Origin of the sequence: Sphingobacterium sp. (assembly GCF_032065005.1) — a bacterium.
GTDB lineage: Bacteria > Bacteroidota > Bacteroidia > Sphingobacteriales > Sphingobacteriaceae > Sphingobacterium.
Genome location: NZ_DAMBMM010000008.1, coordinates 230290 through 242339, shown reverse-complemented (window position 1 = coordinate 242339; position 12050 = coordinate 230290). Strand labels below are relative to the sequence as shown.

The 12050-nt window shown below is 40.5% G+C and carries 8 protein-coding genes; 6 read left to right on the top strand and 2 right to left on the bottom strand.

The annotated features are described in order from the left end of the window. Positions 1 to 870 precede the first annotated feature (870 nt). Positions 871 to 2514, bottom strand: a complete 1644-nt coding sequence (locus tag RT138_RS14145; protein ID WP_313191213.1) for an SUMF1/EgtB/PvdO family nonheme iron enzyme — start codon at positions 2512 to 2514, stop codon at positions 871 to 873. A gap of 385 nt (positions 2515 to 2899) precedes the next feature. Here RT138_RS14145 and RT138_RS14140 point away from each other — a divergent pair, with 385 nt between their 5' ends. Then, positions 2900 to 3076, top strand: a complete 177-nt coding sequence (locus RT138_RS14140) for a hypothetical protein (protein WP_313191212.1) — start codon at positions 2900 to 2902, stop codon at positions 3074 to 3076. 77 nt (positions 3077 to 3153) lie between these two features. Here the strand turns inward: RT138_RS14140 and RT138_RS14135 are convergent, their stop codons facing one another. Further along, a complete protein-coding gene (locus RT138_RS14135) occupies positions 3154 to 4794 on the bottom strand; it encodes an SUMF1/EgtB/PvdO family nonheme iron enzyme (RefSeq protein WP_313191211.1) in 1641 nt (546 codons plus the stop codon). 1285 nt (positions 4795 to 6079) lie between these two features. On the opposite strand from RT138_RS14135, the gene RT138_RS14130 reads away from it, so the two are divergent. The 5 genes from RT138_RS14130 (at position 6080) to mreD (ending at position 12039) form a co-directional block, all read left to right on the top strand. Continuing rightward, entirely contained in the window at positions 6080 to 7747 is a 1668-nt protein-coding gene (locus RT138_RS14130) for a helix-hairpin-helix domain-containing protein (protein ID WP_313191210.1), read from the top strand. A 19-nt stretch (positions 7748 to 7766) separates the two neighbouring features. Continuing rightward, positions 7767 to 9428, top strand: a complete 1662-nt coding sequence (locus RT138_RS14125) for a M1 family metallopeptidase (protein ID WP_313191209.1) — start codon at positions 7767 to 7769, stop codon at positions 9426 to 9428. Positions 9429 to 9578: 150 nt separating this feature from the next. After that, entirely contained in the window at positions 9579 to 10601 is a 1023-nt protein-coding gene (locus RT138_RS14120; protein ID WP_093098220.1) for a rod shape-determining protein, read from the top strand. An 81-nt stretch (positions 10602 to 10682) separates the two neighbouring features. After that, entirely contained in the window at positions 10683 to 11519 is an 837-nt protein-coding gene (gene mreC, locus RT138_RS14115) for a rod shape-determining protein MreC (protein WP_313191208.1), read from the top strand. Then, positions 11509 to 12039, top strand: coding sequence for a rod shape-determining protein MreD (gene mreD, locus RT138_RS14110; protein WP_237219514.1), 531 nt, complete (start codon positions 11509 to 11511; stop codon positions 12037 to 12039). The genes mreC and mreD overlap by 11 nt, the downstream gene beginning before the upstream one ends. The last annotated feature ends 11 nt before the right edge of the window (positions 12040 to 12050 follow it).

The window sequence follows — 12050 nt, the reverse complement described above, 5'->3', positions numbered from 1 at the left end:
GCACAGGGCAACGGCATTCTTTCCATTTTTCCGCCATTGGAAATGAGCCGGGGGGGGGCTAAAGGGCTTCCTTCGGAAGGATGGATGAATATTTATATGTTTTGAGAAACCCCCAGAGGGGGTGAAATCTTTGTAGAAGGGTGATTTGTTCTTTGGCCAACCCACAGCGTGGGTGAAATGTTTGTAGAAGGGTGATTTGTTCTTTGGCCAACCCACAGCGTGGGTGAAATGTTTTTCAATAAATCTTTTGTGTCACCCTGATGGTTTCCAGAAGGGTCTCGGAAAATCCACAATCATTAAAAAATAGTTTCCTCATCTTCCGATTTCGGAATGACCCAATCCTCCTAAAAAAAAACAAGAAATAGATTCTTCGTTTCACTCTGAATCCCTCTTTAGCACATTTTTATTCTGAACGATCAGTGAGGAATCTGCACGGTTCTCCTCCCAAAACTGCCTGTCATTCTGCACCTTCGGTGCAGGACCTGTACGTCAATGCAATCCTTTATGATTTCAAAATTGGATTTTTGTATAGTCCCGAGATTCTTCCCTCGTCAGAATGACATCGTGGCGGAAACCAAATGTGCAGAAAAGCACACAAATAAAAACCTATTATTTATTCAAAATATGACGCACGTGTATGCAATTGCCCCTACGCAATTGTGGCCAAATATAGTCAACGAAGTCGCTTCATACCATGATCTTGGTCCTTCCTCTTATCCTCGTCGGGTGAGCGGAGCCGAACCCAATCCTGGTTCAAACCCAAATCTTGGTCCATCCTCCCATCCTCGTCGGGTGAGCGGAGCCGAACCCAATCCTGGTTCAAAAACCAATCCCCCTAAACCTATTGCTTCCCGAATTCCTAAGGCTATCTTAATAACTTGGATATTTTATGATTCGAAAGCCAAGGAAATATTCATGGTAATTCAAGAAATATAATTCCCTGAATGTACTGTTCACCCTTTCCTTTTGATTTCGGTATGAACCTCCTCTGATAGTTGTAGTTAACGTAGCATTTTGGGCTGGATCAACAACAGCGTTTATACTATAAACCCTTGCTTCGTCTAAGCAATACTCTATTACATTTCCATAGATATCGTACAGCCCCCAAGGATTTGGTTTCAACAAGCCCACATCTTTTAATTTATTACCGGAATTTCCAGCATACCAGGCATATTCTGCAAGTTCACTTTCATGACCAGCAAAGGTTTCATGATCTTCCAGAAAGAAATAATCAGCTTTGGAACCTGCCTTTGCAGCATATTCCCATTGCGCTTCGGTAGGGAGATCTCCTCCTGCCCACTGGGCATATGCCCGAGCTCCGGCCCAAGTTACATAAGTGACAGGTAGGCTTTCTTTCCCTGGGACAACCTGCCATTGACCATTGCTTTCAATGAAAAAATCATAATTTTGAATCCATCTAACGCCTGGATTATTGGGGTTTTGGACGTTCACACTGTTTAGATCGGCATTTACATCCTTGAGGAATTCAAGGTATTGCGCAAGAGTAATCTCATATTTGCTCATCAGGAAATCTCTGGTCAGGGTTACTTGATGTGCAGGGTAAATACTTGCTGTTGTTCCAGGTTCGGTAGCTCCCGAACCCATGGTAAAGGTTCCGGCAGGGATATGGACGAATTCCAGTTCCGTTGACCGAGCTATGATTTCTCCGGCATCAACCTGCCAATCCATCGCTGAGACCCTTTTGACCTCGACCGAACCTAGGTTGATCGTGACCTGGTATTCGTATTGCTTACCGGAAACAAAAGATTCGGATAAAGGCAGGTCATATTCCAAAACCTTATCCCCGACCTTGAACCGAAATTGCTGCAGGGTATTAAATAACGGGGACAAAATAATCGCTTCCCGCTCCAGCCCGAGTATAATGGTAGAAGACGTACTCAGACCGGTAAGATTTCCGTTCAGTATATCTATCGTCCCTCTGGTTTGAAAATCTACAAGGCTGATTTCGACATCCGAAAGATTACCTGAGTTCAACCCTTGTCCAGGCAATAGCGTGAATTTCAGCTTACTGTTCCTGTGCAGAAAATTTATGGGTGCAATGGGATTGTTCCTGTCTAAATTTATCAGCTTGGAATAGACCAGATCCAGTTTGGCCTGATCGCTCTGGTCGCCGATATCCAGCTTGAGTTCGTTATCTGAAACCAGCTGATAGGGACTGTAGAGTATGACATCAATAGCACTGCCATCGTTGGGGTAGATTATCGGCTCACCTCCATCAGCTGGAAGCAGCTCACCTGATTCGTACCTGAACTTTCGGTTGTTCTCTAGGGCTTCCGTCAGGTCCGTTGATCCGGTCGGGAGAACGTAGAGCCCAAATTCCTGCCCATCGACGGGTGTAACAGCGTTCATCGCCGTGATACTGCTCGGTTTTGCCAGGACCAGTTTAAGTTCTTTGCCCTCGGATGGAATGGCTATTCCATCGTCGCGCCTACAGGAAAACAACAGCAGGAGCATGCAGAGTAATGGATAGTTTATTTTGGTTCTTTTAAACATAATATTGGTTTGGCTATCAAAGGATTGATAATTCAAGTTAATCGAAAAGAATCGATAAGCTAATATATTAATTATTAATAAACAATAAAATGTTTATTGAGAAATTTAGTTATTGAATGGGAAATATTTATTGTTTTTAGGATTATGGAGAGTGTCTCAGTCTTGGTGCTCGATGTTCAGCCTGAAGGAAGGTAGAAAAAAAAGCAAACCATCGAGACCAAAAATATCATGGGTTTTATTGGCGTACAGTTTCTTAACCTTCGGTTAAGAATGACATTTTTTTAGGGAGAAGAAGCGGTACGCCAATTATATTCAGACCCTGTCATCCATTATCTTCGATAATGGACCTGTATGTAAATAAAAACCTTAATATATTCAAAACAAGATGCGGGATTATGCAATAAGCCCCTACGCAATTGCGGACAAATATAGTCCAAGAAGCCTTGTTCAAACCATGATCTTGGTCCATCCGGTGGGTGAGCCTGTCGAACCCCCATCCCGTACCCTGAGCATCGAAGGGCATCATGGTTCATTCCCCGATCTTGGTCCATCCGGTGGGTGAGCTTGTCGAACCCCCATCCCATCCATCCTGGTTCTACCCCCCCTAATCCCATTGCTTCCCAAAACCCTTTAACCCTATCAATTACTTGGATATTTTATTATTCGAAAGCCAAGGTTACTTCCAATATAACCCAAGTAAAATAAATCCCTGAATTTACTGTTCACCACATGGTCTTGACTTAAAAATGAACCTCCTTTAATAGCAGGATTTGACACAGCAACTTGACCAGGATCAACGGCAGCGTTTATACTATAGGTCCTTATTTCGTCTAAGCAATATTCTATTACATTTCCATAGATATCGTACAGCCCCCATGGATTTGGTTTTAACAAGCCTACTTCTTTTACTTGTAAGCCAGAACTTTCATCATACCATGCGTATTCCGCAAGCTCACTTTCATGGCCGGTTAAGGTTTCATGATCTTCCAGAAAGAAATAATCAGCTTTGGAGCCTGCCCTTGCAGCATATTCCCATTGCGCTTCGGTTGGGAGATCTCCACCTGCCCACTGGGCATATGCCCTAGCTCCAGCCCAAGTCACTTGATAGACAGGTTTGTTTTCATTCCCTGGGACAACCTTCCATTCACCATTGTTTTTTATAAAAAAGTTATTGTTATAAATCCAAAAAACGCTTGGAATATTGGGATCCTGGACGTTCGCATCGTTTAGGTCGGCATTTACAGCCTTGAGGAATTCAAGGTATTGCGCAAGAGTAATCTCATATTTGCTCATCAGGAAATCTCTGGTCAGGGTTACTTGATGTGCAGGGTAAATACTTGCTGTTGTTCCAGGTTCGGTAGCTCCCGAACCCATGGTAAAGGTTCCGGCAGGGATATGGACGAATTCCAGTTCCGTTGACCGAGCTATGATTTCTCCGGCATCAACCTGCCAATCCATCGCTGAGACCCTTTTGACCTCGACCGAACCTAGGTTGATCGTGACCTGGTATTCGTATTGCTTACCGGAAACAAAAGATTCGGATAAAGGCAGGTCATATTCCAAAACCTTTTCCCCGACCTTGAACCGAAATTGCTCTTGACCATCATTAAACGACTCATACATGATAGCTTCCCGCTGAGTCCCAAGTCTAATATCGGAGCTGTTTAACAAAAAAATTGAATTTAAGTAAAGTTTATATCTCCAACCACTGGAGAATCCCACAAGGCTTATTTCGACGTCTCCTAAATCCTCAGCGCTCAAGCCTTGGCCAGGCAATAGCGTGAATTTTAGCTTACTGTTCCTATGCTGTAAACTTATTGGACCAATAGGATTGTTCTTGTCGACATTGACCATTCTGAAATCGATAAGGTCCAGTTTGGCCTGATCGAGCTGATCGGTAAAGTCCATCATAAGTTCGCCATTTGAAACCTGCTGATAGGGACTGTACAGGAAGAAATCAATAGCACTGCCATCGCGGGGGTAGATTATCGGCGCACCTCCATCAGCTGGAAGCAGCTCTCCTGATTCATATATATACTTCCGGTTGTTCACCAGCGCACTATTCAGGTCCCTTGATCCGGTCGGGAGGACATAGACCCCAAATTCCTGTCCCTCGACAGGTGTAACAGCGTTCATCGCCGTGATACTGCTTGGTTTTGCAAGGACCAGTTTAAGTTCCTTGTCCTCTGATGGAATCGCTATTCCATCGTCGCGCCTACAGGAAAACAACAGCAGGAGCATGCAAAGTAATGGATAGATTATTTTGGTTCTTTTAAACATAATATTGGTTTGGCTATCAAAGGATTGATAATTCAAGTTAATCGAAAAGAATCGATAAGCTAATATATTAATTATTAATAAACAATAAAATGTTTATTGAGAAATTTAGTTATTGAATGGGAAATATTTATTGTTTTTAGGATTATGGAGAGTGTCTCAGTCTTGGTGCTCGATGTTCAGCCTGAAGGAAGGTAGAAAAAAAAGCAAACCATCGAGACCAAAAATATCATGGGTTTTATTGGCGTACAGTTTCTTAACCTTCGGTTAAGAATGACATTTTTTTAGGGAGAAGAAGCGTACAGATTCCTCACGAAATGTTCAGAATCAAAATTACACAAATTCGTATTCTTGCTCCTTGGGGTAGTTCCGCTTTGTTTTTTCATTAACTTAATGACAACCCCAGAAGGTGCAAATCTTTGTAGAAAATGAATGTATTTAGGGTTAAGAAACTCCTAGGGGGACAGCTTTGTAGAATTTAGATGTTTTGTATAGCCAACCCACAGCGTGTGTGAAATATTTTTCAATATATCTTTCTCAGGAGAAAAAATGGTTTCCTCATCTTACGATAGCGGAATGACAAACAACTCCAAATAAAATAAAAAAAAATAGATTCTTCGTTTCACTCTGAATCCCTCTTTAGCGCATTTTGATTCTGAACGATCAGTGAGGAATCTGTACGGTACTCTATAAAAAATGGCTGTCATTCTTTACCGAAGGTAAAGGACCTGTACGTCAATGCAAATACTGTTAGAATAGTTCCGAGATCCTTCCTTCGTCAGGACGACAGCTAGAGGGAAAGCGAAGATGCAGGAAATTATGCCAATACAAACCTATTATTTATTTTATTTATTCAAAACAAGATGCGGGCTTATGCAATAAGCCCCTACGCAATTGCGGATAAATATAGTCCAAGAAGCCTTGTTCATACCATGACCTTGGTCCATCCTCCTATCCTCTCATCCTGGTTCATTCCCCGATCTTGGTCCATCCTCTCATCCTTTCCATCCTAGTTCAAAAAACTACCCCCTTCCTTTCGTTAAAAAATGTTAACAAACCCTTCTTTGTGTACGAAATAAAATCCGACTGCGTTATAGTATTAAAGAAAAGCAAAAGAGTAAAAGAGTATATAATTTCATAATTTAGGTTAATAATTGGTTTGGTAAAAATCCTGAGCTTCCCCAGCTCAGGATTTTTTATTGAAATGGCTTTTAAGTCACCTGAATATGGTCTGATGTTCGATTCAATTTCCTATTTTTGATATCCCCATAAAAGAAAGAAGGAAATCATGACAAATAAAGAGATAGCTAAGGTTTTTAAATTGTGTTCGCAATTGATGGAATTGTACAACGAGAATCCATTTAGGACAAAAGCAATGGCCTCGGCATCTTTTCGGATCGATAAATTACCTTTTGCTGCGAGCCAATCTGATCTTGAAACCCTGAGTGAACAACCTAATATCGGTAAGAGTACTGCTGAAAAGATTATGCAAGTCATTACTACGGGTACTTTTCCAGACTTAGACAAACTCCTTGCAAAAACTCCAGAGGGCATTTTAGAGATGCTTAAAATCAAAGGCTTGGGACCTAAGAAAATCCAGGTTATCTGGAATGACCTGGAAATTGAATCGGTCGGAGAGCTATACTATGCATGTAATGAAAACAGGCTGATTGAAGCCAAAGGTTTCGGTCTGAAAACTCAGGAGGACATAAAAAAAGCTATTGAATTTTCGATCGCCAATCAAGGTTGGTTCTTATTTGCCAAGGTTATGCCGTCGGCGCTCGGAGTCATACAACATTTTGAGAAAACTTTAGCACTGGCTCCCATCAGTTTTACTGGTGACTACCGCAGGAAATCAGAAGTTTTGCAACATGTGCAAATATTGATCGCTGCAGAACCAGCGGCAATCCATCAAGCGATTAAAAGCTTAGAATATGAGTTTGACATCAATAAAGAAAACCAAAGAATCAGTTTCAAGGACCAAAATGGAATTCCATTTGAAGTATTGTCCTGTGAAGCAGAGCAATTTGCCAAGAACCTTTTGATCAGTACTGGTTCAGAAGAGCATATCAAACAATTGGAAGAAATCGGCGAGATCCAGAATTTGGAATCGGAAAATGAGATCTATAAATCTTTAGGATTAGCCTATATAGAACCTGAATTGAGGGAAAGTGGAAATGTGACCGAACTGGCAAAAGAAAACAAACTGCCCAACCTGATCACTTACGCAGACCTTCAAGGATCATTGCACAACCACTCGACCTATAGTGATGGTGTCCATTCTTTGAAAGATATGGCCTTGTATTGCAAGGAAGAATTAGGATTGGAATATTTGGGAATCTGTGACCACTCCAAGACAGCAGTTTATGCCAATGGCTTGAGTCTGGAAAGACTGGAACAGCAATGGATTGAAATTGATGAATTGAATAAAAAATTAGCTCCCTTCAAAATCTTTAAAGGAATAGAATCGGATATCCTTTCAGATGGATCTTTGGATTATCCAGACGATGTCTTGGCTAAGTTTGATTTTGTGGTGGCCTCCATCCATAGTAATTTAAAAATGGACCAAGACAAAGCAACTGATCGTATTGTTAAGGCCATTGAAAATCCATATACCACAATTTTAGGTCACCCAACAGGACGACTATTATTATCTAGGGCAGGATATCCATTGGACTTCAAAAAGGTAATCGATGCCTGTGCTGCCAATAAGGTCGTTATTGAAATAAACGCCAATCCATTGAGACTGGACCTAGACTGGAGATGGCATCAATATGCGTTAGAGCAGGGTGTACTTCTATCCATCAATCCAGATGCCCATAGAAAAGAAGGCTTTTTGGATATGGAATATGGAGTTTATGTTGGCCGAAAAGGCGGTTTGACCAAAGAGATGTGCTTAAATGCATTTGACCTAGAGAAGATCGAAACCTACTTTAATAACAGAAAGAAAAATTAAAAACCTTTATTAGACCGATATGATAAGAACAAAATCAATTTTCCTCGGCATGTTATTATGTGCTGCTAGCTATTCAGCAGAAGCACAATTGATGAAGGCCAAAGAATTATATAGCAAAGCCGATTCATTACGTGGAGAATTGACTGCATTGCGCACCTGCTATGATATCCAATACTACCATTTGGACGTTAAAGTGGATATCGACAATAAGTTTATTTCAGGGAGTAACCTGTTTAAGTTTGAAGCTGTTGAAAGTTTCAACAAATTACAGTTTGACCTATTTGATAACCTATCCGTAGACAAGGTAGAATACAAAGGTAAGAGTCTTCCCTTTACAAGGGAATACAATGCCGTCTTTGTAGATTTCCCAGAATACATTGAAAAAGGAAAGGTCGATTCTTTTACGGTTCATTATTCTGGAAATCCAATTCAGGCGACTAGAGCTCCATGGGATGGCGGTTTTGATTGGAAAAAAGACAGTAATGGAAAACCTTGGGTAGCTACGGCTTGTCAAGGCCTCGGCGCCAGCGTTTGGTGGCCAAACAAAGACCATCAATCGGATGAGGTAAAGAGCATGTTGATATCGGTGGCAGTTCCCAATGGGGTCATGAATGTGTCCAATGGTAGATTGGTCAAGACAGAAAAACTGAAAAATGGATATACCAAATATCATTGGAAGGTGGAGAACCCGATAAACAATTATAATGTGGCCCTTAATATTGGGGATTATACGCATTTCAAAGAAACCTATGCTGGAGAAAAAGGCCCACTATCTGTTGATTACTACGTCTTAAAAGAAAATGCAGGCAAGATCGATCATTTAAAAAAGAATGCGAATGAGACTTTAAAGGCATTTGAGCATTGGTTTGGACCTTACCCTTTTTATGAGGATGGGTACAAGCTTGTGGAAACCGCCCATTTAGGCATGGAGCATCAGAGTGCGGTTGCTTATGGTAATAAATATCAAAATGGATATTTAGGTAGAGATGGATCTAGAACCGGTTGGGGCTTGAAATGGGACTTTATCGTGGTCCATGAATCGGGACATGAGTGGTTTGGAAACAATATTACTTCGAATGATCTTGCAGATATGTGGATCCATGAAAGTTTCACCAATTATTCAGAAGCCTTATTCATTGATTTCTTTTATGGAAAAGAAGCCAGCCAAGCCTATGTTCATGGAAACCGACGCGGTATCCAAAACGACAGCCCAATCCAAGGACCATACAACGTAAATAAAGAGGGTTCAGGGGATATGTACAACAAGGGCGGTGTATTGCACAACATGATACGGACCATGATCGATGATGACGACAAATGGCGGAATATCCTTCGCGGATTAAACAAGAAATTTTACCATCAGACGGTTGATTATGGCGATATCGTAAATTATATGAGCAAAGAGTCTGGCATCAACCTCGATAAAACCTTTGAACAGTTTGTACAGAAGAAAAGCATCCCGACTTTAGAGGTTATCGAGAATAGTCCAGGTGTCTTTATGATCCGTTGGATATCAGAAGTAAAAGATTTTCAGATGCCGGTCCATATCTTTGATAAAGATGGAAAAAGATTGAGAATAGACCCAACGGACAAATTTAAGGTGATGAGGTTGGATGGATTAACGAAGGAGAACTTTAAGGTAGATACTTATAATTATTATATTGGCACTACAATACAATAAAATAAGTCTAATTTCGTTCACAATATCATATTTAAAAATTTGAATATTTTCGTCGACAAAAGATGTTTTTTTATAAGTAATGCTTTCATAAAAAACCATTTTTTTTCATTAGGTTTGCAATTAAATTACAAATAATACTTACACATCTAAATGGGGCTTTTTAATTGGTTTACGCAAGAAGTTGCAATAGACTTGGGAACAGCTAACACCCTAATCATTCACAATGATAAAGTAGTAGTAGATGAACCCTCAATTGTAGCATTTGACCGCACAACAAATAAGGTGATCGCAATCGGTCGTCAGGCAATGCAAATGGAGGGTAAAACTCACGACAATATAAAAACGGTAAGACCATTGCGTGATGGTGTGATAGCTGATTTTACAGCTGCTGAGCACTTAATCCGCGGTATGGTTAAGCTTATCAACAAAGGTAAGAGCTGGTTTTTCCCATCCTTACGTATGGTGGTATGTATTCCCTCGGGCATAACAGAGGTCGAGAAACGTGCTGTTCGTGATTCGGCAGAGATTGCTGGAGCGAAAGAGGTTTACTTGATCCATGAACCTATGGCAGCTGCTGTGGGTATCGGTATCGATGTGGAAGAGCCTGTAGGAAACATGATCATTGATATCGGTGGTGGTACCACTGAAATTGCCGTGATTGCCCTTTCGGGAATTGTTTGTGACCAATCTATCCGTGTTGCGGGAGATAACTTCGATTCAGACATTGTTCAATATATTCGTCGTCAACATAATATTATGATTGGAGACCGTACTGCGGAGAAAATCAAGATTGAAGTTGGCGCAGCATTACCAGAATTAACAGATCCACCTGAGGATTTCGCAGTTCAAGGTCGTGACCTAATGACTGGTATCCCTAAACAGATCACTGTATCTTATACGGAAATCGCACACTGTTTAGACAAGTCAATTTCTAAAATTGAGGAAGCTATCTTAAAAGCATTGGAGATCACTCCTCCAGAACTATCAGCAGATATCTATCAAACAGGAATCTATCTGACAGGTGGTGGTGCCCTACTTCGTGGATTGGACAAACGTATTCAAGCGAAAACAAAACTTCCTGTTCACGTTGCGGAAGACCCACTTCGTGCAGTAGTTAGAGGAACTGGGATTGCACTTAAAAACATCGGACGTTTTAAGTTCTTAATGCAATAACAAATAATTAAAAAAATTTATGATTACGCGATATAACGTTCCTATAATGTTATATCGCGTAACTATTAAAAGAGAACAATAATGAAGAACCTTTGGCTTTTCTTGGTTAGATATAATGCCTTTTTTTGGTTTATTCTCTTTTTTGTTGCTTCTCTCCTATTAGTTGTCCAAAACAACAGGTACCAACGCTCAGCCTTTATCAATTCTTCAAACGTAGTCGTAGGATCATTTTACGATAAGTTGAATTCTTGGAAAAGCTATTTGGCTTTGGAAGAAACCAATAAAAACCTGGCGCAGGAAAACTCTGAACTTAGAAAGCAACTCCAACACTATCTGTTGACCGACACCTTGGATTCTGTACAGATCAATGATTCTATCGATATGAACAGGTACCAGTTCACAATGGCAGAGGTCGTTAACAACAGTGTACACCAGAAAAGTAATTTCATTACGATCAATAAAGGCTCATTGGCAGGCATTCAGAAAGGCTTAGGTGTCATCACCTCCAATGGTGTTGTCGGTATTGTCCTGAATGTATCAGCACACTTTAGTACCATTCAATCTTTATTGCATCCTGATACCCGAGTTTCAGTGACCATGGACACCACGAATGTCTTTGGATCTTTGGTCTGGGGAAATACAACCGACCCGCAGTTTGCCATTGTCAAGGATATCCCAAACCATCTTAAAGTCCAAAAAGGACAAAAGATCTATACGTCAGGGTTTTCCCTGTTTCCGAAAGGTATTGAAATTGGATCGGTGGAAGAAACTGGTATAAGTTCAGGAGGCTCCTTCCTGGACATCAAGATTAAATTGAGGACAAATTTCAGCAATCTAAACCATGTGTATGTGGTGAAGGATCTGCTGGAGAATGAAAAAAATGAATTGGAAGCCGTAACGGAGGATAATGATGGGTAAGGTGATAATTTTCAATATTATTCGATTTATTGTATTGATCGCGATGCAAGTTGTACTGTTCAAGAATATTGGATATTATAACCTAGCAACTCCTTTTCCATATATCCTGATCATCTTTTTGTTACCCATCGGTACTCCAAACTTTGTATTGTATGTATTGGCCTTCTTAACAGGACTTACCGTAGATGCATTTTATGATTCGATAGGTGTACATGCTGCTGCCTGCGTAGCCCTGACCTGGTACCGGATATTTTTCCATAGAATTACCTTGGACGTTGATGTTCAGGATTCCTTTGAAACTCCTTCATTAGGCAATATGGGCGCCAAATGGTTCCTTTCCTATATTTCTATCGGAACCTTGATCCACCATTTCGTTCTTCTGCATGTAGAATATTTTAGTTTCTCAAACTATTTAAGCACACTACTGAGCATATTACTAAGCAGTATTTTTACTATCTTGTTAATCATATTGATTAGTATACTTATTTACAAAAGAAAATCTCGCTTATTAAGTAATTAATAATTACGGTC

Bases quoted from the DNA above. Each gene is read 5' to 3' on its own strand.
- RT138_RS14135 (WP_313191211.1), bottom strand. From the start codon at position 4,794: ATGTTTAAAAGAACCAAAATAATCTATCCATTACTTTGCATGCTCCTG.
- RT138_RS14120 (WP_093098220.1), top strand. From the start codon at position 9,579: ATGGGGCTTTTTAATTGGTTTACGCAAGAAGTTGCAATAGACTTGGGA.
- RT138_RS14125 (WP_313191209.1), top strand. From the start codon at position 7,767: ATGATAAGAACAAAATCAATTTTCCTCGGCATGTTATTATGTGCTGCT.
- mreD (WP_237219514.1), top strand. From the start codon at position 11,509: ATGATGGGTAAGGTGATAATTTTCAATATTATTCGATTTATTGTATTG.
- RT138_RS14130 (WP_313191210.1), top strand. From the start codon at position 6,080: ATGACAAATAAAGAGATAGCTAAGGTTTTTAAATTGTGTTCGCAATTG.
- mreC (WP_313191208.1), top strand. From the start codon at position 10,683: ATGAAGAACCTTTGGCTTTTCTTGGTTAGATATAATGCCTTTTTTTGG.
- RT138_RS14140 (WP_313191212.1), top strand. From the start codon at position 2,900: ATGCGGGATTATGCAATAAGCCCCTACGCAATTGCGGACAAATATAGT.
- RT138_RS14145 (WP_313191213.1), bottom strand. From the start codon at position 2,514: ATGTTTAAAAGAACCAAAATAAACTATCCATTACTCTGCATGCTCCTG.